Origin of the sequence: Streptomyces sp. NBC_01077, assembly GCF_045162855.1 — a bacterium.
In the GTDB taxonomy this organism is placed as follows: domain Bacteria; phylum Actinomycetota; class Actinomycetes; order Streptomycetales; family Streptomycetaceae; genus Streptomyces.
On sequence record NZ_CP108669.1, the window covers coordinates 7,603,135 to 7,624,596 of the forward strand.

Consider the following 21,462-nt stretch of genomic DNA (forward strand, 5'->3'; position numbering starts at 1 on the left):
AGGAAACAGCGCGTACTTGTGTGGAACGCGCATTCTCGCTTCAGGACGCATATGCCGCAGGAGAGACGGTCCTCCGTCGGCCAAAGCCTCCCGGCCCGATGACATCACCCTGGGTCGTGAGACAAGGGCGAAAATCAGCCGGGCCAGGAGTCCGGAATCCCCGGGGGCGAACCACGGAGAAATCGGTGGTGCGGGCGTTCGCGGGCTCGCGGACCACGGGTCGGGCCGTGGCCCGGTCACCGGGAGGCGGCCGGGATGTTTCTGTCGGCAGCCGGCTCGCCCGCGGCCTTCGCCGCCGGGTCCGCCTTGGTGAGGGTGCAGACACCGTCCACGCACTGGCGCTCCAGACGCCCTCGGGAGATGGTCTGCGCCAGGCCGACCATCCAGCAGGTGGGGCAGCCGCGGAAGGCGATCAGGGCCAACGGGGCCGCCAGCAGGGTGGCCGGTCCGGCGACGGGCACCATGGCGATCGAGCCGATGATCAGCCCGAAGCCGATGACGCCGCGCGCCAGGTGGCGCGGGACGGACTTGCTGGCGAAGTTCATGTCGTTCGCCGGGGGCTTTGTGGTGACCTGGATCTGGTCGCCCTGTGCGGGCTTCACGATGTTCACGGTCGTGACTCTCCTCCGACTGGGTGGTCGATGGCTTGATCAAGCCGCCTGGTCGGTGGCTTGATCGGGTGCTTGGTCGATCGCTTCCAGCGATTGACGCACTGCTGCGCGTGCTCTGTGCAGCCGGGACTTCATCGCGGCGTTGCTCAGGCCGAGAGAGTGGGCGACGGCCCTGCCCGGCAGGCCCTGAACGTCCCGCATGATCAGGACCTGCCGCTGGTCGCGAGGCAGGGCACCGACCGCGGCCGCGATCCGCTCCACCTCCAGCCTGTGCAGCACCGCTTCCTCGGCGGACGGCTCCGCGGACGCATCCGATCCGGCCGGCGTCTCGTCGTTGCGTGAGACGAGCGTCCGTACCTGGCGGAGGCATTCGTTGCGCACGATCCGGAACATCCATGAGGCGAGCGCGCCGGTGGCCCGCAGGGTGCCGATCTTCCGGTAGAGGATGATCAGCGCCTCCTGCGCCGCGTCCTCGGCGTCCTGCGGCGAGGCGCACAGCGACTTGGCGAACTTGCGCACATGGGGCTGCGATTCCATGACGACGGTGGTGAGCGACGTGACGTCGCCGTCCTGAGCTGCCTTGATGAGCCGCTCGTCCGGCCAGGAGAAACGTTGGTTCATGTGCTACTCATACCCGGAAGGCGCCCCGCGCGCAGGCACTCGTCAGCTTCGGCTCTTGTAGCGCCGCATGAGGTGCCAGCTGCACGCGCCCACGAGCAGGACTCCGATGACTACGATGGCCGTGACCATGGTGTTTCTCCTGTGTTCTGCCGGCGCCGTTCGGCCGGTACACACATAAGAGACGGCAGGGTCCGGAGAGGATTCACCTCCGGCCGAAGTTTTTTTCCGGACCCGTGCGCGGCCCCGCCGCCGCACCGAGGCGGGCCACGGCCTCGGCGACGGTCTCGGTGGACTTGCAGAAGGCGAAGCGGGCCAGCCACCGGGGGGCGTCGTCGCGGTGGTGGAAGGCGGAGCACGGGATCGCCACCACTCCGGCACGCGCCGGCAGGTCGCGGCAGAACTCCACGTCGTCGGTGTAACCCCAGCCCCGCACATCCGCCAGGACGAAATAGCCGCCCTCGCCGGGGAAGGCGGGCAGTCCCGCCGCATTGAGCCCGTCCGTCAGCAGATCGCGGCGGGCGGACAGCTCCTCGCGCAGTTCGGCGGTCCAGCCCTCGACGTCCCACAGCGCCCCGGCCACGGCGGCCTGGAAGGGCGTGCCGGCGGCGAAGGTGACGAACTGCTTCACGGAGAGGAGGGCGTCCACCAGCGGGGCCGGCCCGCAGGCCCAGCCGATCCGCCAGCCGGTGACGTTGAACGTCTTGCCCGCCCCGGAGACGACGAGGGTGCGCTCCCGCATGCCGGGCAGGGCGGCGATGGTGCGGTGGCGCCGCCCGTCGTACGTCAGGTGCTCGTAGACCTCGTCGGCGACGACGATCACCCCGTGCTCACGGCACAGGGCGGCGACGACGGCGAGCTCCTCGTCGGTGAAGACCTTTCCGGTCGGGTTGTGCGGGGTGTTGAACAGCAGCACCCGGGTGCGCGGCCCGAAGCCGGCCCGCAGCGCGGCCTCGTCCAGGGCGAAGCCGTCCTCCCCCGAGGCCAGGGGTACGGTCACCAGCCGGGCGCCTGCCAGGTCGGCGCAGGCGGAGTAGGCGTCGTAGCAGGGGTCGAAGGTGAGGACCTCGTCCCCCGGGTCGCAGAGAGCGAGCAGGGCGGCCGACAGCGCCTCGGTGGCACCGGTGGTGACGACCACCTCGGTGTCCGGCCGGTACCGGACACCGGTGGTGCGCCGCCGGTAGGAGGCCACGGCCTCGCGGAGCTCGGGGAGCCCTGCCGCGGGGGAGTACTGGTTGAGGCCCTTCTCCACGGCCGCGGTGACCGCGGCCGTCAGGGCGGCGGGGGCGGCCATGGCGGGCGCCCCCTGCCCCACGTCGACGGCCCCGGTACGGACGGCCAGGTCCCTCATCTCGCTGAAGACCGAGGGCCGGAAGTGCTGTATACGGACGGCCCGGTCACGGACCGGGGCCGTCGCGCGGGCGGCATCGTGCACGGTGTCCGGGGCCTCTTCTCGTGTGTTCCTGGACGTCAGGAGAGATCTAGCCCTGTGCCAGTTCCGCGCGGATGGTGTCCCCGTGGTACCAGGGGTTGCCGGCGGCCTCGGAGATCAGGTTCCGCGACTCGGTGTCGTAGACCCGGCCGAGGTCGAGGGTGAGGTACTGGATCAGTTCCAGCGCGGTGAAGTACTTCCGCATGAAGGTGGGCTGGTCCAGCGGGATCACGGTGACCTCGATGTTGCGGTTCTGCGGCAGGTCACTGGTCAGCAGGCGAATCAGGTTCGCCATCTTCTGCTTCGTGTACTCGTCGTCCTCGTCGTCCTGGAGGATCAGCACGCTGTGCTTGCGCGAGGGGTCGGAGAGGGTCGCGACCTCGCTGTGGCAGAACTCGTGGAAGTAGTTCCGCGTGGCCGGGACCATCGCGATCTCGTTGAGGTGCATCTTGGCCAGCTTCAGCAGGCTCTCGTGCCACTTGGGAGACGCCAGCATGATGACGTTGGCGTCCTCGCTGCGGGCCGCTGCCACGCGGGCCAGCTCCCGGTGGGCCGGGGTGAAGTCGCTCTCCAGGTGGTCGGGGAGCGCGGCCACCTCGGCACGGAAGTCCTGGGAGATCAGGCCCAGTTCGTAGAACATGTCGAGGAGGATCGCGAAGTACTGGCCGACGTGGAACAGCGGGTACTCACGGTCCGGCTCGCTGAGCTGCCAGCGGGCGATGGAGACGCCGTGCTCCGTGCCGAGGTCGCCCAGCTTGCCGCCCGAGGTGAGCAGCAGCACCCGGTCGTGGGCGTGCGCGAGCCGGTGGAAGACGTGCAGCGGCTCGGTGGAGTGGCCGCTGTAGGAGCTGAGGATGACGAGCGTCTGCTCGTCCTCGATGACGGACTCCGGTATGAGGTAGCGGAAGTCGTAGTCGTTGAAGACGTGGAATTCCAGCTCCGTGTCGATGGAGGTGAAGAAGGCCCGGACGACATCGGACACGATGGCCGAGCAGCCCATGCCGGTGAAGACGACACGCTTGAAGTGACCGTTCTTCATCCGGTCCCGGAGGGCGGGGGTGATCTCGGCGATCGAGTACTCCTCCGGCTTGTGGAAGCCGCCCCGGTACTGCTTGGTCAGGAACTCCTCGTACCGATCGATACGCGACTGCATGGGGTGTTGCCTTTCGATTGTCCGTGCGGTGGGAGGTTGAGGGCGCTTTCGGGTCCGGCGTCGCATGCCGCTACCACATGAACTGGCCGCCGTCGACGATGAACTTCTGGCCCGTGATGTAGGCGGCCTTCGTGCTCACGAGGAACTCCAGCGCGTCGGCCATCTCCTCCGGGCTGCCGATCCGGCCCTGGGGGATCTCGGCCAGCAGCCGGTCCCGGTGTTCTTCTTCGTCGGTGCGGAACCGCGTGCGCATCTCCTCGGTGTCGATCATTCCGGGGATCAGGGAGTTGACGCGGATGGTCGGCGCCAGTTCCAGCGCCAGGCACTTGGTGAGGTGCAGCAGACCGGCCTTGCTGGCGCAGTAGTTGGCGCCGTTCAGCCGCGGGCGGATGCCGGTGGTGGCCGCCACGTTGACCACCGATCCGCCGCCGGCCGCGAGCATGGCCGGGGCCAGGGCCCGGGTCATGTAGAAGGGGCCGGACAGATTGGCCGCGAGGACCTGGTCCCAGTCCGACGTGGACATCTCCAGGAACGGTCCGTCGATGTTGCGGCCCGCGTTGTTGACGAGCACGGAGGGGGTGCCGTGGGTGTCCAGGACGAGCTGTGTCACCCGGGCGACGTCATCGGGGTCGGACACGTCTGCGCGCAGGGCGGTGAACCCGTCGCCCAGTTCCTTCGCGGCGAGGTCGGCGGACTCCTGGTCGCTCCGGTAGAGGGCGACGACCCGGTGGCCCGTCGCGACCAGCCGCCGGCTGAGGCTCACTCCGATTCCCTTGGTGCCCCCGGTGACGACGGCAAGGCGTTCCTGCATTGAAGCTCCCTCGAACTGGCGGCTGTTCGGGGATCACCCTTCACGGCGGGAGCGCGCGTATCCAGAACGTCGCCATGCTGGTAGTCCGACTACCACTCCCGCCGCCCGCCTGCGGCACCCGCTGTGGGCTGCCCTTTCGCCTCCCGTGCCGCCCGGCGCGCCCGGTGCTCAGGCGGGGCGCTCGGCCATGACGACCAGGCCCGGCCCGCTGTACTCCTCCGGGGGAAGCCGAAGCTCGGCGACCGTGCGCAGTCCGGCCTGCTCGATCAGGTCCACGAGCTGTTCCGGCCGCCATTTGTGCGTCGTCCAACGTACGGGTACACCCCCGTACGCCTCGGTGCGCAGCAGGTCTTCGTCGCCGACGTGTGTCGCGGTGATGAAGTGCCCGCCCGGCTTCAGGGCGCGCGCGAAATGGGCGAGGACCTGAGGAAGGACGTCACGGGGGAGGTTGAAGAGCGACCACCACCCGAGCACACCGCCGAGGGACGCCTCGCCCAGATCGAGATCGGTGGCGGAGGCGACGTCGAAGCGGCATTGCGGATGAAGCCGGCGCGCGTTCTCGATCATCCGGGGCGAGAGGTCCACCCCGGACACGTCGAGTCCGCGTTCGGCCAGGTAGGCGGTCACCGTTCCCGGTCCGCAGCCGACATCGAGGACGGGCCCGAGCCCGTTCACGGTGTCGGCGAAGGCGTCGATCGACGCCTTGAGCCAGGGATGACGACGGATGTCGCCGATTCCCGTCGTCACCACCATGTCGGCGTAGTTGTCGGCCACTCGGTCATAGGACTCACGGACCACGTCGAGATCGGCCGGGCGGTCAATGTGGTGTTCACGCATCAGGCAACGATAGGGCTGCGTGCCGGCCTTGGGGCCGCTAGGGGTGGGACCGGATCACTCCGTCACGGGGAGGCACTCGGCGAGCAGGTCGACCACGTCCCGCCAGGCTCGCTGCGCGTGCCGCGGGTGGTAGCCGACGCCGGGTACCACGGCGTGGTCGACCGGCGGGTGGTGGAAGGCGTGCAGGGCGCCGCCGTAGACCACGAGGCGCCAGTCGACGCCCGCGGCCTCTATCTCGGCGGTGAACGCCTCCCGTTGCGGGGGCGGCATGATCGGGTCCTCCGACCCGACGCCGGCCCACACCGGGCAGCGAATGCGCGCCGCCTCGCCCGGTCGGCCCGTGGTCAGTGCGTTGACCGTCCCGATCGCGCGCAGGTCGACGCCGTCGCGCCCGAGTTCCAGCGCGATCGCACCCCCGGTGCCGTAGCCGACGGCGGCGATCCGGCCGGGGTCGGTGCGCGGTTCGGCGCGCAACACGTCGAGCGCCGCGTGGCCGATGTCCCGCATGCGGTCGGGGTCGGCGAGCAGGGGGGTCGCCCGCGCCAGTATCTCCCCGGGGTCGGTGAACCAGCGTCCGCCGTTGATGTCGAAGGCCAGTGCCACGTACCCCAGCTCGGCCAGGGTGTCGGCCCGTCGGCGCTGGAAGTCGTTCAGCCCCGGCCCCTCGGGCCCGACCAGGACCGCGGGCCGGCGGTCGACACCGGCCGGGAGTGCGAGGTGCCCGACCATCGTCAGGCCGTCGGCCGGGTACTCGACCGTGCGCGTTGTCACCCCTGTCATGGGACCGGAGTGTAGTGATCGCCGTGCCGTGCCGGGCCGGTCTCCTCATCGGCGGAACAGCGCGAGTGTGCCTCTGACATGCGGTGATGACCCACGGGAGCCGACACAAAGCCATGGTGCCGGAGGGAGTGTCGCCGAGACGCGGGTCGGAGGGGCCACGAGGTGATCCCCCTGTGCCGCGCGGTGTCGGGGCCGGACGCGGGACCGCCCCCGATGGCCGGAAGTGGCCGCCTCGGCCGCGGCGCGGCCGTCGACCGGCTTCCAGTCCGTGGATCACCGCTTCCGCATCCGGACCGTGCTGCCCTTCCCGGTGCCAGGCCGGTCGCGTCACACCTGGCCGGATTCGTTTCCCTATTCCTTCTGTATGTACCGTTCTTGACGGGACGGCAGTCGGCCGCCTGCGGGCAGCGGCGCTGTCGCACGCGCAAATAGCTGCGTTTTCAAGCCAATTGAACGCGCCGGAGGTGGGATCTCCGCTCTCAGCGAACGATTCGGCAGCCGTGCCGCCCCCGGCATGACTGCGTGTTAGCTTCGCCATATGTGAGGGTGGGGGGTGTTCGCTCCCACTTCGCTGACCGAATGGACGGAGCCCGGCCGGACCGGGACCTCGCAAGGATGAGGAGTGAAATCACATGGGCGATCAGCAGTTCCCGCTCGCATCACACCGGATGCCGCCTTACGGCCTCGACGGATACGGTGACGCAGCCGCCGGTGAGGCCGTTTACAACCGGCTTCTCAATGACCGGATCGTCTTCCTCGGAAAGGAAGTCGACGACGACATCGCGAACCGGATCACGGCGCAGTTGCTGATGCTCGCCGCGGACCCGACCCGTGACATTTACCTGTACATCAATTCCCCGGGCGGATCGGTCACCGCGGGAATGGCCGTGTACGACACGATGCAGTACATCAAGAACGACGTCGTCACCATCGCCATGGGATTCTGCGCCTCCATGGGCCAGTTCCTGCTCACCGCCGGCACGCCCGGCAAGCGCTTCGCGCTGCCGCACACCAAGATCCTCATGCACCAGCCGTCGGCCGGATTCGCCGGTACCGCCTCGGACATCAAGATCTACGTGGACCAGCTCAAGCGCACCAAGCTGGAGATGGCCGAGCTCATCGCCCAGCACTCCGGCCAGAGCACCGAGACGATCACCCGCGACTCGGACCGCGACCGCTGGTTCACCGCGCAGGAGGCCAAGGACTACGGCCTGATCGACGAGGTCATGCAGTCGACGTCGGCCCTGCCCGGCGTGGGCGCGGTGGCGCCCCGCTAGCTTTCCCCCGCCTCCCGGCGGATCCAGCACCCATTCCCACCCGGAGGTCCGTGCGCTGTGAGCACGCCCACTTCTTCCCCAGCACCCGTCCCGGCCGGCTCCGGTGCCATGCTCCCGCAGAGCCGCTACATCGTGCCGCGCTTCGTCGAGCGCACGTCGCAGGGCACCAGGGAGTACGACCCGTACGCCAAGCTCTTCGAAGAGCGCATCATCTTCCTCGGCCACGAGGTCGACGACGTCGTGGCGAACGACATCATGGCCCAGCTGTTATGCCTGGAGTCCATGGACGCCGACCGGGACATCTCCCTGTACATCAACTCGCCCGGCGGCTCGCTGACGGCGCTCACCGCCGTCTACGACACCATGCAGTTCGTCAAGCCAGACATCCAGACCGTCTGCCTGGGGCAGGCCAATTCGGTGGCCGCGGTGATCCTGGCCACCGGTACGCCCGGCAAGCGCTCGGCCCTGCCCAGCGCCCGGATCCTCCTGCAGCAGCCGCGCAGTCACGGTACGCAGGGCCAGGTCTCCGACCTGGTGATCGAGGCCACCGAGGTGCAGCGCCAGCGTGAGCTGGTGGAGGGCATGCTCGCCCAGCACACCCGGCGGGACCTGACCCAGATCCGTGAGGACGTCGATCGGGACTACGTCCTCACCGCGGAGCAGGCCCTGGAGTTCGGGCTGATCGACCACGTCATCAGCCCGCGCTCCCTCGTCCGCTGACGTAGGTACGCCCGTCGGATCGGTCACGTCCGCCGGGGTCTTCCGGTCACCGGCCTGACGTCCGCGCCAAGCCCGGCGGGGCCGGGGAGTTCGCTCCCCGGCCCCGCCGTCGTCGCTGCTCAGTGACCGGACAGCTGTGGCAGGTGGTAGACGACCTCCAGTGACGGGTGCATGCCGTCGGCGAGGATGACAAGGCGCATCGGGACCGTGCCGCGCCGCGGGTGGCGGAGCCGCCGGAACTGCGGCTCCGTGTTGAGCACCCGGGACTCGTCCCACCAGGTCCGGAAATCGCCGCTGACCTGCTTGAGGTCCTCGACCGTCTCGCTGAAGACGCTCCGGCCGGGGAAGCCGGCCGACACCGCGCGCAGCCTGCCCACCTGGTCCCGGGCGTCACGCCGCCAGTCGGCCAGCCGTACCCTCGCCTCGGGCGCGGTGAACAGCCACCAGAGCAGGTTCCGGCGGGCCTCCGGCATGCGCCCGAAGTCCGTGTACCACTCGGCGGCGGCCTCGTTCCAGCCCAGGATGTCGCCCATCTTGTTGACGACGTAGGCGGGGTTGGGGCTCAGCGAGTCGGCCACCTGCTGCAGTGCGCTCTCGGTGGGGGCGTGCCGCCTTTCGATGCGTTGGGGAAAGGTCCGGCTGTGGACGAGCTGGTGGATGTACTGGCGCTCGTGTTCGGCCAGATTGAGGGCGCCGGCCAGGCTGTCCAGGACCTTGTACGAGGGGGAAACGTTCCTTCCCTGTTCGAGCAGCGTGTACCAGGTGAGGCTCAACCCCGCGAGCGCTGCCACTTCTTCCCGACGGAGGCCAGGGGTACGCCGCCGGGGGCCGTTCGGTAGGTCGACGTCCGCCGGGCTGAGACTTTCACGTCGAGTGCGTAAGAAATGGGCGAGTTCTTGCCTGCTGACTTCGTTGTCCAAGGCAACGCAATTCATCAAATTTCTTCTTCCCCGCTAAAGAATTCCACGAATCCCCCGTCGTGAGGAGGTGCGCCGTGTCCACACGGAGTCGGCAGTCCCGGTCAGGCCCACCGGTACCGCAAACCTCCCTGCGACCAGGGGGTATTCCCTGTACTACGAAGGAGTCCATGTTCCATGGGCAGCCTAATGCATACGCGGCTGATGAATTGAGATGGAGATCAATGTTTGGGTGTGATGGCAAGCGGGTATTGCGGATTGTCTTGGGAGTGATTTCTGGCCACCATCGGCCCGGGGTGTCCAACCGGCCGTCAACGGGACGCAATTCCGGCTGCAAAGCATGTGGGGTCCGACAGGAAGCAGGCACGGCCCGGCGGAGGGGCGGCCCGTGCCTGCTTCCTGTGCTACTCGCTCACCTCTCCGAAGGGCCCCGCCCGAAGCCGTGCTCCGCCGCCCGCGCCACGTGCTCGGCGACGGCGGCGACGTGCGGCTCCTCCAGGAGCACCAGATGGTCACCGGGCACCTCGACCACCTCGACCCGGCCGGTGGTCAACTCCCGCCAGCCGTTGGACGGATCCTCGTGGAGGCTGCTGGCCGCACCGTGCATCGGCTCGAGCACCTTGGGCAGCGGGGCGGTGGCCCGGAGGAGTACGAGGTCCTCGTGGGCCTGCTCGGGCCGGTAGGTCAGCAGCGCGTGCCAGTGCGCCTTGAACATCGCGAACAGGCGGCGTATCGAGGCCTGCGACCCCTCCGTCGGCAGGATGCCCGCCGCCGTGGCGCGTTCCACGACGAAGTCGAACTTGCCGTCGGCGTCGAGGCCTTCGGGAATGGCCTCGAGCGGGGTCTCGCCACCGCGCTCCATCCACAGCAACTCCCAGAAGAACCACTCGAGGAGCGAGGCGTCGGCGACGCTCGGCCGCTCCCCGGGGGCGACCGCGATCGGGTCGATGAGGATCAGGGAGGCGACGTCCTCGGGATGGGTACGGCGCAGCTGCCGGGCCATCTCGAAGGCGATGAACCCGCCGAACGACCAGCCGCCGATGACGTACGGTCCGTCGGGCCGGGCCCGCCGGATCGCCTCCAGGTAGCGGGCCGCGATCTCGGGGATGGAGTCGGACGGTTCGACGCCCGGGTGGGTGCCCGCGGCCTGCAACGCGTACACCGGCCGGTCCTCGGGCAGGTGCTTGGCCAGCCCCATGTAGCAGAGAACGTTGCCGCCCAGCGGGTGGACGAGGAACATCGGCGGGAGACTGCCCGTCGTCCGGATCGGGACGACCGGGTCGTAGGCCACGCCCGCCTCCCGCTCCCGCAGCCGCTCGGCGAGGCCGGCGACGGTGGGGGTGCCGATGAGCGCCGACAGCGGGACGTTGACCCCGAAGAGCTTCTCGATCGTCACCACCAGCCGCATCGCGGTCAGCGAGGTGCCGCCGAGCGCGAAGAAGTCGTCGTGGACCCCGACCTCCGGCACGTGCAGGAGCTCCGCCAGCACCTCGGCCAGCGCGCGTTCCCGGGCGTCGCGCGGCGCCACCCGCCCGGCGCTCGCCCGGGAGGCCAGCGCGGTACGGCGCAGCTGCGCGTCGTCCCGCTTCCCGCTGGGGGTGAGCGGCAGCGCGGGCAGCCACTCGAAGTGCGAGGGCACCATGTAGTCGGGCAGGAGCCCGCGCAGCCGCGCCCGGAGGTCCTCGACCGGAGCCGCTCCCTCCGCGCCGACGAGGAAGGCCGCGAGGAAGGCGTCGGCGCCGTCGCGGTGCCGGGCCACGACCGCGATCTCGCGGACCCCGGGGTACTCGTCGGTCAGCTTGGCCAGCGCCAGCTCCACCTCGGCGAGTTCGACGCGGAAGCCGCGCACCTTGACCTGGGAGTCCTCCCGGCCGAGCCAGACGAGGTCGCCGCTCGGCAGGAGGCGGGCCAGGTCGCCCGTACGGTACAGGCGCTCGCCCGGCTCCCCGAAGGGGTGGGGGACGAAGCGCTCGTCGGTCAGGTCGGGCCGCCCCAGGTAGCCGTGGGCCAGGCAGACGCCGCCGATGTGGATGACGCCCTTCGCGCCGGGCGGCACGGGCCGCATGGCGGCGTCGAGCACGTACAGGTCGATGCCGTCCAGGGGCCTGCCGATCGGCGGCAGCGCCGGGAACTCCGCCGGGTCACCGGACATCGTGAAGCTGGTGAGGAGGTGGGTCTCGGTGGGGCCGTACTGGTTCTCCAGCACCGTTCCCGGCACCGCGGCGCAGAAGCGGCGGATCTCGTCGGTGACCCGCAGCTGCTCGCCGGAGGAGATGATCACGCGCAGCGCGGCCGGGCGGATGCCGAGGGCTTCGGACGCCTCTGCGAGTTGCTGCAGGGCGACGTACGGCAGGAACACCCGCTCGACCGCCTCCCGGTCGAGGAGCCGCAGCAGCGCGGGCATGTCCCGCCGCTCGTCCTCGCGGACGAGCTGGAGGGTGCCGCCGCCGCACAGCGTCGAGTAGATCTCCTGGAAGGAGACGTCGAAGCTCAGCGGCGCGAACTGCAGCGTCTTGCCGCCGGCCGCCCCGCTGGCCGCCGGGATCTGCCACTCCATGTAGTTGGCCAGCGTCCGGTGCGGCAGCACGACGCCCTTGGGCTCACCCGTCGACCCGGAGGTGAACAGGATGTACGCGGTCGTCTCCCCGGTGACGACGGGCAGCGTCACCGGCTCCGGGCCGTCGTCCACCGCGAGCGCCTCGTCCAGCGGCAGCACCTCGGCGCCCGGGAAGAGGGCGGCGTGGCGCGCGGGAGCGAGTACCCGGAAGGGATCCGAGCGGTCGACCATCAGCGCGAGCCGGTCCGCCGGGTACGTCACGTCCATGGGGACGCAGGCCGCGCCGGCCTTGGCGATGCCCAGCACCGCCGCGACGACCTCGGGCGAGCGGTCCATCGCCAGGCCGACGCGGGAGCCGGCGCCGGCGCCCAGGCGCACCAGGCGGCGGGCCACCCGGTCGGCGGCCTCGCCCAGTTCCCGGTACGTCCACCGCTGGTCCTCGAAGGCCACGGCGATCGCGTCCGGTGTCGCGGCGACCCGCTCGTCGAAGCGGTCGGTGACCAGGGCGGGCAGCTCGGCGCGGGGGGAGACGGCGGCGGCCGGGGCGAGGAAGCCGAAGTCGACGGCCTCGTCCGGCCGTTCGACGATCCGGCGCAGCAGATCCAGGTAGACGCGGCCGAGCCGGTCGGCCTGCGCCCGGGTGAAGACGCGGCCGTCGTGGTCCATGCGCAGCCAGATCCGCTTGTCGGCGGGGTCGACGACGGCGTTGACCAGGAGCTTGAAGTTCGTCTCCTCGTAGGTGCGGAAGTCCGTCAGCTCCACGCCGGTGTGGTGCAGCAGTTCGCTGAGGACGCGCGGGTTGACGTAGTTGAAGGCCGTCTCGATGACGGTGTCGCCGCCGAGGTCCTCCTGGATGGCGCTGAGGGGGTAGTGACGGTGAGGGTGTGCCTCCTGCTCCTGCAGATGGGCCTCGCGCACCACGTCCAGCCAGCTGCGGTGGCCCGGACCGATGCGCAGGGGCGTCGTACCGAGGAACAGGCCCGTGACCCGCTCGGCACCGGCGAGCTCCGGTCGCCCGTGCGTGACGAGGCCGGTGACCACGTCGTCCGTGCCGCCGAACAGCCGCAGCAGCAGGCAGTGCGCGGCGAACAGCACGGACTTGATGGGAACGGACCGCTCCCGGGTGAAGCCGCGCAGCGCGTCCCCCAGCCCGTCGGGGAGCTCCACCCGGTGCGCGAAGACGCCCTCCGAGCCCGGCGCCTCGTAGGGCCGGAAGCCGTCGAGCGGTACGGGCTCCGCCCCGGCGAGCTTGCGCCGCCAGAAGCTCCGGCCCGCCTCGGAGGCCAGGGCGCGCCGCTCGTCGACCACGTAGTGCGCGGCGGACGGCAGCGACCCGTCCGCGACGGGCTCCACGTCCTGCCCGGCCTCGTGCAGGTAGTCCTGGAGCAGCTCCCGGACCAGGGTCGCCACGCTCCAGCCGTCGAGGATCGCGTGGTGGAAGCTGAAGACGAGCTCCACCGAGTCCCGCAGGGCGTGGGCGCGGAAGAGGTAGAGCGGCGGGTGGTCGAAGTCGTAGGCGTGATGGCGGCGTTCCTCGATGTGCGCCCGGATGACGGCCTGGGCCTCCTCGGCACCGGCCTCGCGCAGATCGACGGTCTCAAGCCCGCTGTCCACCCGCGGGTGGACGGTCTGCAGGGGTTCGGAGAAGCCGGCCAGCGCGAAGCCGGAGCGCAGCACCGGGTGGCGCGCGGTCAGCCGGCCGAACGCGGTGCGCAGCGCCTCCTCGTGCCACGGGAGACGGAACGAGTAATGGAAGACGTCGTGGTAGACGGCCGAGTTCTCGTGCTCGCGGCTGTGATAGAGCAGGCCGAGCTGGAGACGGGTCGCGGGGTAGGCGTCGGCCAGGCCGGCCAGACGGGCCCGGTCCACGGTGGGCACCAGGGCGAAGGGCTCGAGCGGCGCCGCGTCCGCCGGGGCGGCCGAGCTGCGCACGCGGCCGGCAAGACCGGCCACCGTGGGGTTGAGCACCAGATCGGCCAGGGTGAAGCGGACGCCCCGCTTCTCCGCGAGGGCGCGGATCCTCAGCATGAGGATGGAGTCGCCGCCCAGGGCGTAGTAGTTCTGGTGCACCCCCACCCGCTCCACGCCCAGCACCTCGGACCAGACGGCGGCCAGCGCGGCCTCGACCTCGTCGCGCGGTGCCTCGTCACCTGCCGCCGAGGCGTCGGGCGCCGGGAGCCGGCGGCGGTCGGTCTTGCCGTTCGGGGTCAGCGGGATCGCGTCCAGCCGCTGGAAGTGGCCGGGGATCATGTACCCGGGCAGGGTTGTGGCCAGGTGACCGCGCAGCACCGCCGCGTCCAGCTCCTCCTCGGCGGTGTAGTAACCGACGAGGAAGGTGCCGCGGTCGGCCGACCGGTGGTCGGTGACGGCCGCCGTCCGGACGCCGGGGCAGGTCGCCAGGCGGTCCTGCACCTCGCCCAGTTCGACGCGGTTGCCGCGGATCTTCACCTGTCCGTCGATCCGGCCCAGGTACTCGATGTCACCGCCCGCCAGGCGGCGTACGAGGTCGCCGGTGCGGTACATGCGGCCGCCGGGCACGAACGGGTCGTCGGCGAACTTCTCCCGGGTCAGCTCCGGCCGGTTCAGATAGCCGCGGGCCACGCCCACGCCCGCGATGCACAGCTCGCCGGGCGCGCCGACCGGCTGCGGGCCGCCGTCCGGGTCCAGCACGTACAGACGGGTGTTGTCGATGGGCCGGCCGATCGGCACGCGGCCCACCGGCCGTGCGGGGTCGGCGGGGCAGTCGAAGAACGAGACGTCGACGGTGGCCTCGGTCGGCCCGTAGAGATTGACGAGCCGGGGCGCACCCTCTCCGGCGAAGAGCCGGTTGAAGCGGTCCACCAGGGCGGGCGGGAGCGCCTCGCCGCTGCAGAAGACGTGGTGCAGCGAGCGGGCGTCGTCGAGCAGCCCGGGGGAGTCCTCGAGGAGGTCCAGGAACGTGGCGAACATCGACGGGACGAAGTGGACGACGCCGACCCGGCGGCGGGCGATCGTGTGGAGGATCTCCCGCGGGTCCTTCTCGCCGCCCGGCGGCAGCAGGGCGAGGGAGGCCCCCTCGACGGCCCACCAGAACAGCTCCCACACCGAGACGTCGAAGGAGATCGGCGTCTTCTGCAGCAGGACGTCGCCCTCGCCCACGGGGTAGCGGTTCTGCATCCACGCCAGGCGGTTGATCACCGAATGGTGCTCGACGACCACCCCCTTGGGCTTGCCCGTGGAGCCCGAGGTGTAGATGACGTAGGCCGGGTCGCGCGGGCCGGCGGCCGGCTCCAGGGGCCCGCCGGAGGTCTGCGGGAGATCCTCCACGTCCAGGACGGGCACCTCGCCACCGGTCACCGCACCGGCCCCGCCGCCTGCCGCCCCGCCTGCCACCAGGACGGCCTTCGCACCCGAGTCCTCGATGAGGAAGCGGATCCGCTCCGCCGGGTAGTCCGGGGCCACCGGCGTGTAGGCGGCACCCGACTTCAGTACGCCGAGGATGGCGGCCGGCACGGAGAGGCAGCGCTCCATCAGCACCGCGACGCGGTCACCGGGCCGCACCCCCCGCTCCCGCAGCACGCGCGCGATGCGGTTGGCCCGCTCGTCGAGCCCGGCGAAGCTGAGCGACTGCCCGGTGGCGTCGTCGACGACGGCCGTACGGTCCGGGGTGCGGGCGGCCTGCTCCTCGAACAGCCCGTGGAGCGTCCGGTCCGCTGCGTACTCCCGGGCCGTGTCGTCGCAGCCGTCCACCAGCGCGGCCCGCTCGTCGTCGCCCAGCATGGAGATCCCGGCGAGCGGCCGGTCCGGGGCGTCGAGGGTGCGCTCGATGATGGCCTTCACGTGGCGGCCCACCGCCTCGACGGGGAAGTCCTCGTCGAAGATGTCGCAGCCGTAGTCCACGTCGACGAGAACGTCGCTGACGTCGTCGAGCTCGTTGACGACGACCGCCAGCGCGTCCGTGTCGTGGGCGCGGGCCTGCACCACGGTCCCGTAGGACAGGCCGGGTATCTCCAGTTGCCGCGGCCAGCGCAGGTGGGCGATGGTCACGTCGAACAGGCGGCGCGGCCCGTCGCTGCTGTGCAGGGAGGCGTCCCGCAGCACGTCGCCCAGGGCCAGCCGCTCGTGCGGCTTGAGGGCGCGGGTTGCGTCCCGGACCTCCGCCACGAGCTCGCCCATGGTCTTGCCGCCCGTCGGACGGGCCAGCAGCGGCAGGGTGTTGGCGAAGTGGCCCACCGTCCGCCGCTGTTCGTCGGTGGGACGGTTCAGCAGCGGGACGCCGAGCACGACCTCCTCGGTGCGCAGCACACGGGAGAGGTAGACGGAGAACGCGGCCGAGACGAAGGCGAAGACCGACTCGCCGCGCTCGCGGATGCGGTTCACCAGGGCCCGCTCGACCACGAAACTGTGGCGGGCGCTGCGCCGTGCGCCGCTGGCCTCCTTCCGCGGGAAGAACTCGGGGACGACGCCCGCCATGGTCGCGCGGAAGTGGTCCCGGTCCGCCTCGTGCTCCCGCGAGGCGCGGTAATCGCCCTCGGCGCCCACGAAGTCGACGTACTGCGGGGCCTCGGCCGTGAGCGGGGCACCGGTGCGCAGGACGTGCTCGTAGTCGGCACGGACCCGCGTCATGAACAGGTTGAGGCCCCAGCCGTCGGCGACGATGTGGTGGGCCTTGACGTGCGCGTGGACGACGGAACCGGACTCCACGAGGAGGGTCAGCTCGGACGTCCGTCCGCCGCGCAGGTCGAAGGGCCGGTCGAAGGAGTCGCGTATCCATCGGCGGCAGGCGGCCGCCGGATCGGGTGCGGTACTCAGATCGACGGTGCGGACCTCGGGGGCGTCGGCGAGCCACTGGTGGGGCGTGCCCTCCACCTCGCCGAACCGCAGCCGGAACGCGTCGCCGGCCTCGGCCGCCCGGTGCAGGCATCCCGCCAGTACACCGAGGTCGACGGAGCCCTGGAAGCTGTCGTAGATCTGGCAGTTGAACTGGGGGTTTCCCGGAAAGTTGGAGTTCGCCGCCCAAACGTCACGCTGATACGCCGTCAGTGGGGTACGCGCATTGGCATTCACAAGTTTGGTCCCCTCGCACAATTCTGCTGATCCGCGCCCGATCCTGCCCGGCCGTGCGGAACGCATCCAGAACGCGGGGATCCTGGTAGTCGCAGTACTGGGTTGATGGGGTGGTTTTCGGTCGTGTAGCCGAACAGGTTCCCGGTCGTCTTTGGGGCTCCGACGGCCTTGAGTGCAGGGATGCGGAAGGGAGCACCACACGATTCACGCCACCAAAGGTGGATGTCGAGGCATGAGGGGCCTTGTGTGATCACCGGAGTTTGTTGTTGCCTCTGGTGCATCGAAACCCGCCCAGGCAAGGCGTACTCCATGTCCGAGATGGAGCACTGGGAGGGCTGGCTGTGGCCATCGACCGGCAGCACCGGACGGTGCCGGACTTCACCACGATTCGGCCGAAGTCGCGTGCCCGAGGCCCGCGATATTGCGAAGGGGATCACCATGACCGAACCGTCGGCGACCGCCATGGACGAACTGTGGAAACTGGTGTACACCAGTTTCCGGTTCCCGTTCCTGCATGCCGCACAACGCCTGGAATTGTTCACCCGGCTCAACGAGCGGCCGGGCAGCACCCTCGAAGAGATCACCGAAGCGCTGGGTCTCGAAGAACGCGCGGGACACGTGCTGATGCTGGGGTGCAGCGCGTTCGAACTCGTCCGCAAGGACGGCGACGGGTATCACAACACCCCGGCGACCGATATCTTGGCGGGTGACCCCGACGCCTTTATGCCCGTCATCATCCGCTACACCCAGGAGATGTTGTACCGGCCGGTGGGCTGGCTCTACGAATCGCTTGTGCAGAACGAGAACCTGGGGCTGGATCGCGAACTCCTCGCCGGATCGGCGGCGACCACCCTCTACGAGCTTCTCGCCCAGGACGAGAACCTCGAGAAGGTGTTCACGGCGATGATGGAGCACCAGAGCCGCTCGGTGGTCGAGGACATCGTCAGCGCCGTGGACTTCTCGTCGTACCAGCGTGTCCTGGACGTCGGCGGGGGGACCGGAACCAACGCCATCAGCCTCGCCCAGCGATGGCCGCACCTCCGGGCGACCATCCTCGAACTGCCGAACGTGGCGAAGATGGCGAACGACCGGATCGCCGAGGCCGGCCTGTCCGAGCGGGTCAGCGCGGTCGGAACCGACATCATGCAGGACGAGTTCCCCACCTCGTCCCACGACTGCGTCCTCTACTCCCGGTTCCTCGAAATCTGGTCCCCGGAGCAGGTCCGCAACCTCTTCGCGAAGACCTACCGCGCACTGGAGCCGGGCGGTCACATGGTGATCGTCGCCTGCGCCCAGGACGACGACGAGACCGGTCCCGCCCACGCCGCGTTCATGTCGGCGTACGTCCAGACGGTCGCGTCGCCCGAGGGCCGCACCTACACGCCGCGGGAATTCGAGCAGTGGTACACCGAAGCGGGCTTCGAGCCGCTGGATCGCCAGTATCCCGGGCGGTTCGACGTCATCCTCCGCGCCCGCAAGCCCGCGGCCGGCTGAGTCGCCGTCGCCCAGAGAGTCGCAGAAGCGATGGCCGGCCGCCTTGCTCGGCGGCCGGCCGATAGGAGCGGGAAATGACGCAGCAATCCACACGCAAGGCCCTCATCGTCGGGGCCGGGATCGGCGGGCTGGCGGCCGCGGCCACGCTGCGCCGGGTCGGTGTCGAGGTCCAGATCTTCGAACGGGCTCCCGAGCTGCGTCCGGGGACCACGGCGGTCTCCCTGATGTCCAACGCGGTCCTCGCGTTGCGCACCCTGGGCATCGACATCGCGCCGGGTCTGGACAAGCGCGGTGAGATCTTCGACGAGCTGAAGTTCCTCACCAAGCGCGGCCGGACGATCAGGGCGCTTCCGTTCCGTGAACTCGCGGACCGGCTGGGCGCGTCGAACCACGCCGTCCACCGGGCCGATCTCCAGCAGACGCTCCTCGACGCGCTCGGCGACGACCAGGTCATCGAAGTGGACGCCGCTGCCACGGGGTTCGTGACCGGCGACGACGGCGTCGAGGTGACCTTCGAGGACGGACGGAAGGCCTCGGGCGACATCCTGATCGGCGCGGACGGCTTCAACTCCGCGATCCGCCGGCAGGTCGCGGGCGCCGACGAGCCCCGGCCCGGCAACTACGTGTGCTGGCTGGCGACGGTGCCCTTCAGCCATCCGCGGCTGACCAAGGGCTACGCCGCGCACTACTGGGGGCGGGGCCAGCGCTTCGGCCTCGCCGACATCGGCCACGGGCGCGCGTACTGGTGGGGGACGAAGAACGTCCCCGCCTGGGTCTCCGGGAACCCGCGGCTCGGCAAGGAGAAGATCGCCGGTCTCTTCGCCGGCTGGGCCGACGAGGTGCAGGAGGCGATCCGGGTCACCCCCGAGGAGACGATCGTCACCATCAACGCCCAGGACCGCCCGTTCCTGCAGCGGTGGGGCACCGGACGCATGACCCTGCTCGGGGACGCGGCGCACCCGATGCTGGTGAGCCTCGGCCAGGGCGCGGCGCTCGCCATCGAGGACGCCGTCGTCCTCGCCGAGCACCTCAAGGACGCCACGGACCTGTCCTCCGCCCTGCGCGGCTACGAGGACGAGCGCCGGCCACGGACCGAGGCCCTGGTCGCCGCGGCGCGTGCGCTCAGCGAGACCGAGCAGCTGGACGGCCAGTTCTCCTCCCGGATGCGCGACCTCTACTTCCGGTTCGCGCCCATGTCCAAGTTCACCAGCCAGAACGAAGCGGTCCTCACCTGGCCCCCGCTGGGATGACCACCCCGTGACCGTCGGCGGCCGGCCCGCGGCGAGCACACAGGCGCCCGCCGCGACGGCGGACCATCCGGCCTTCCCCCACGTCCGCGGGCCGGCCGCCCGCCGGCCGGCCGCATCCGTCCAGGAGCAGTCAGGGATCTGTCCCACCCACTGTTCAGCCTCGACCCGTACGCGACCGATGCCCACGCGGAGGCCGAACGGCTGCGCGCGGCCGGGCCCGTCGTACCGGTCGACGTGGTCGGCGTGGCCCCTGGGCGGTGAGCCGCCACGCCGCCGCCCAGCAGATACGGTCCCGTAGGTACATCTGCCAGTAGCGGTCGCGCGACGCCACGCGTCATGGGGGGCCGCCGCTACAGGGCGGCGTCCGCTCGCGGCTCCTGTCCGCGTGGGCTCGCGCCCGCTTCCGGCTTCTGCTGCTCGGCGCCGCCCGCCGGGACGCGTACCGTCGCAAAGACGAGCAGTGAGGCCGCCGCGCCCAGCGCCGCAGCCACGACCAGCACCGCGTTCAGGCCGGACGCGAACGCCTCACGCACCAGGTGCGCCATCTCGGCGCGTTCACCTTCCGGCCAGCCGGCGACGATCGACCGCGCTTGTCCGCCGCTCAGAGCGACGGCCGCCTCGTGCGGGTCCGGGACACTGCCGTCGGCCTTCAGCACCCTCTCGATCCGCGACTGGAAGATCACGCCGAACACGGCGATCCCCAGGGCGAAGCCCAACTGGCGGAAGGTGTTGACCGCACCGCCCACCATGCCGCCGCGCTCCGGCGGCACCGTGGCCAGGGCCGCCGCCGACAGACTCGGTGTCACGAGCCCGACCCCCAGACCGGAGACGACGAGCCCCGCCACGAGGCTGCTGCCCGAAGACTCCGCGCCGAGGGTGGCCTGCATTCCCGCGCCCAGGGCGATGAGCGCCAGCCCTCCTCCGATGGATGCCCGGGGCGGCCAGGGACCGAGGCGGCCCGCGAGCGCCGAGACGGCGAACGCGGAGGCGCACATGGGCAGGATGTACAGACCTGCTTCGACGGGCTCGTACCCCAGTACGGACTGCATCCACAGCGACTCGAACAGCAGATAGGCGAACGCGGCGCCCTGCAGGAACAGGGCGCTGATCATGATCCCGGTGAACGACGGCCTGCGGAACAGCGACAGGTCGAGGACGGGGTGCTCGTGCCTCGTCTCGACCACGACGAAGAGGGTGAGGGCGACGGCCGCCACTGCGAACAGGCCGAGCGTGGAGGATGCAGCCCAGCCGTCGGAGTGGGCTCGGATCAGCCCGAACGTGAGGGCCCCGCATGCCACCGTGAAGGTGACCATGCCGAGCACGTCCGCACGCTGCCGCCCCTGGCCCTTGGCCTCTCGTACCGAACGCAGGGTCATCACGACGGCGGCCAGGCAGACCGGCAGGTTGACGAAGAAGATCCATCGCCAGTCCAGGTACTGGGTGAGGACTCCGCCGACCACCGGCCCGGCCGCTGCGGCGACCGAGTTGGTGGCCCCCCACACGGCGAACGCCACACCCCGCTCCCGGCCGCTGTAGTGCATGCCGAGCAGGGCGATCGTCGTGCCGAACATCCCGGCGGCGCCCAGTCCCTGTACCGCCCGGGCGCCGATCAGCACACCCACGTTCGGGGCGACCGCGCACACCAGCGAAGCCGCGGTGAAGACGATCAGCCCGACGAGATACACCTTCCTGCGGCCGATCCGGTCGGCGCGGGAACCGACGCCGAGCAGCAGCGACGCCAGTGCCAGAGCGTAGATGTCGACCACCCACTCCACATCGGGGAGCGTGGTGCCGAGGTCCGCGGCCATGGCGGGCAGCGCCACGGTCACGATCGTGACGTCCAGCAGAAGCATGAAGGTGCCCAGACAGATCGCCGCCAAGGGCCACCACTTGCGCATCCGAACCCCTTACCTGCCCGCTGCACCGAAGAGGTGCCCCCGGCGGCCCCATGATCCACGG

Annotated in this window: 14 protein-coding genes; 4 read left to right on the top strand and 10 right to left on the bottom strand. The window is 70.5% G+C overall.

Annotated elements, in window-relative coordinates; translation table 11 throughout:
• Positions 1 to 236: 236 nt before the first annotated feature.
• From OG462_RS34305 to OG462_RS34335, 7 genes are all read right to left on the bottom strand, one after another.
• On the bottom strand, positions 237 to 611 hold the full coding sequence (locus tag OG462_RS34305) for a hypothetical protein (RefSeq protein ID WP_406063735.1): 375 nt from the start codon (positions 609 to 611) through the stop codon (positions 237 to 239).
• A 39-nt stretch (positions 612 to 650) separates the two neighbouring features.
• Positions 651 to 1,232 carry an RNA polymerase sigma factor gene (locus tag OG462_RS34310; protein WP_406063737.1) on the bottom strand — a complete coding sequence of 194 codons (582 nt, stop codon included), beginning with the start codon at positions 1,230 to 1,232 and terminating at the stop codon, positions 651 to 653.
• A gap of 202 nt (positions 1,233 to 1,434) precedes the next feature.
• Positions 1,435 to 2,664 carry an aminotransferase class I/II-fold pyridoxal phosphate-dependent enzyme gene (locus OG462_RS34315; protein ID WP_406063739.1) on the bottom strand — a complete coding sequence of 410 codons (1,230 nt, stop codon included), beginning with the start codon at positions 2,662 to 2,664 and terminating at the stop codon, positions 1,435 to 1,437.
• A gap of 46 nt (positions 2,665 to 2,710) precedes the next feature.
• Entirely contained in the window at positions 2,711 to 3,814 is a 1,104-nt protein-coding gene (locus OG462_RS34320) for an SIS domain-containing protein (protein WP_406063741.1), read from the bottom strand.
• A gap of 70 nt (positions 3,815 to 3,884) precedes the next feature.
• Positions 3,885 to 4,625 carry an SDR family NAD(P)-dependent oxidoreductase gene (locus OG462_RS34325; protein WP_406063743.1) on the bottom strand — a complete coding sequence of 247 codons (741 nt, stop codon included), beginning with the start codon at positions 4,623 to 4,625 and terminating at the stop codon, positions 3,885 to 3,887.
• Positions 4,626 to 4,793: 168 nt separating this feature from the next.
• Positions 4,794 to 5,462 carry a methyltransferase domain-containing protein gene (locus OG462_RS34330; protein WP_406063745.1) on the bottom strand — a complete coding sequence of 223 codons (669 nt, stop codon included), beginning with the start codon at positions 5,460 to 5,462 and terminating at the stop codon, positions 4,794 to 4,796.
• Positions 5,463 to 5,516: 54 nt separating this feature from the next.
• Positions 5,517 to 6,242: a dienelactone hydrolase family protein gene (locus OG462_RS34335; RefSeq protein WP_406063747.1), complete on the bottom strand. Its 726-nt coding sequence runs from the start codon at positions 6,240 to 6,242 to the stop codon at positions 5,517 to 5,519.
• A 668-nt stretch (positions 6,243 to 6,910) separates the two neighbouring features.
• Between OG462_RS34335 and OG462_RS34340 the strand changes: the two genes are divergently transcribed.
• Both OG462_RS34340 and OG462_RS34345 read left to right on the top strand, forming a co-directional pair.
• Positions 6,911 to 7,519 (top strand): ATP-dependent Clp protease proteolytic subunit, encoded by a 609-nt coding sequence (locus tag OG462_RS34340; RefSeq protein ID WP_406066835.1) that lies wholly within the window; start codon positions 6,911 to 6,913, stop codon positions 7,517 to 7,519.
• A 108-nt stretch (positions 7,520 to 7,627) separates the two neighbouring features.
• Complete coding sequence (locus tag OG462_RS34345; protein ID WP_406066836.1) at positions 7,628 to 8,239, top strand: ATP-dependent Clp protease proteolytic subunit; 612 nt, start codon at positions 7,628 to 7,630, stop codon at positions 8,237 to 8,239.
• Positions 8,240 to 8,358: 119 nt separating this feature from the next.
• On the opposite strand, the gene OG462_RS34350 is transcribed toward OG462_RS34345, so the two are convergent.
• Together OG462_RS34350 and OG462_RS34355 are read right to left on the bottom strand one after the other, a co-directional pair.
• Complete coding sequence (locus OG462_RS34350; RefSeq protein ID WP_406063749.1) at positions 8,359 to 9,174, bottom strand: helix-turn-helix transcriptional regulator; 816 nt, start codon at positions 9,172 to 9,174, stop codon at positions 8,359 to 8,361.
• Positions 9,175 to 9,568: 394 nt separating this feature from the next.
• Complete coding sequence (locus OG462_RS34355) at positions 9,569 to 16,759, bottom strand: amino acid adenylation domain-containing protein (protein ID WP_406063751.1); 7,191 nt, start codon at positions 16,757 to 16,759, stop codon at positions 9,569 to 9,571.
• A gap of 309 nt (positions 16,760 to 17,068) precedes the next feature.
• Here OG462_RS34355 and OG462_RS34360 point away from each other — a divergent pair, with 309 nt between their 5' ends.
• A complete protein-coding gene (locus tag OG462_RS34360; RefSeq protein WP_406063753.1) occupies positions 17,069 to 18,253 on the top strand; it encodes a methyltransferase in 1,185 nt (394 codons plus the stop codon).
• A 74-nt stretch (positions 18,254 to 18,327) separates the two neighbouring features.
• Complete coding sequence (locus OG462_RS34365; protein WP_406063754.1) at positions 18,328 to 19,503, top strand: FAD-dependent monooxygenase; 1,176 nt, start codon at positions 18,328 to 18,330, stop codon at positions 19,501 to 19,503.
• Positions 19,504 to 19,853: 350 nt separating this feature from the next.
• On the opposite strand, the gene OG462_RS34370 is transcribed toward OG462_RS34365, so the two are convergent.
• Positions 19,854 to 21,401: an MFS transporter gene (locus OG462_RS34370; RefSeq protein WP_406063756.1), complete on the bottom strand. Its 1,548-nt coding sequence runs from the start codon at positions 21,399 to 21,401 to the stop codon at positions 19,854 to 19,856.
• Between the last annotated feature and the right edge of the window lie 61 nt (positions 21,402 to 21,462).

Bases quoted from the DNA above. Each gene is read 5' to 3' on its own strand.
- OG462_RS34310 (WP_406063737.1), bottom strand. From the start codon at position 1,232: ATGAACCAACGTTTCTCCTGGCCGGACGAGCGGCTCATCAAGGCAGCT.
- OG462_RS34320 (WP_406063741.1), bottom strand. From the start codon at position 3,814: ATGCAGTCGCGTATCGATCGGTACGAGGAGTTCCTGACCAAGCAGTAC.
- OG462_RS34325 (WP_406063743.1), bottom strand. From the start codon at position 4,625: ATGCAGGAACGCCTTGCCGTCGTCACCGGGGGCACCAAGGGAATCGGA.
- OG462_RS34330 (WP_406063745.1), bottom strand. From the start codon at position 5,462: ATGCGTGAACACCACATTGACCGCCCGGCCGATCTCGACGTGGTCCGT.
- OG462_RS34335 (WP_406063747.1), bottom strand. From the start codon at position 6,242: ATGACAGGGGTGACAACGCGCACGGTCGAGTACCCGGCCGACGGCCTG.
- OG462_RS34340 (WP_406066835.1), top strand. From the start codon at position 6,911: ATGCCGCCTTACGGCCTCGACGGATACGGTGACGCAGCCGCCGGTGAG.
- OG462_RS34345 (WP_406066836.1), top strand. From the start codon at position 7,628: ATGCTCCCGCAGAGCCGCTACATCGTGCCGCGCTTCGTCGAGCGCACG.
- OG462_RS34350 (WP_406063749.1), bottom strand. From the start codon at position 9,174: ATGAATTGCGTTGCCTTGGACAACGAAGTCAGCAGGCAAGAACTCGCC.
- OG462_RS34360 (WP_406063753.1), top strand. From the start codon at position 17,069: ATGTCCGAGATGGAGCACTGGGAGGGCTGGCTGTGGCCATCGACCGGC.
- OG462_RS34365 (WP_406063754.1), top strand. From the start codon at position 18,328: ATGACGCAGCAATCCACACGCAAGGCCCTCATCGTCGGGGCCGGGATC.
- OG462_RS34370 (WP_406063756.1), bottom strand. From the start codon at position 21,401: ATGCGCAAGTGGTGGCCCTTGGCGGCGATCTGTCTGGGCACCTTCATG.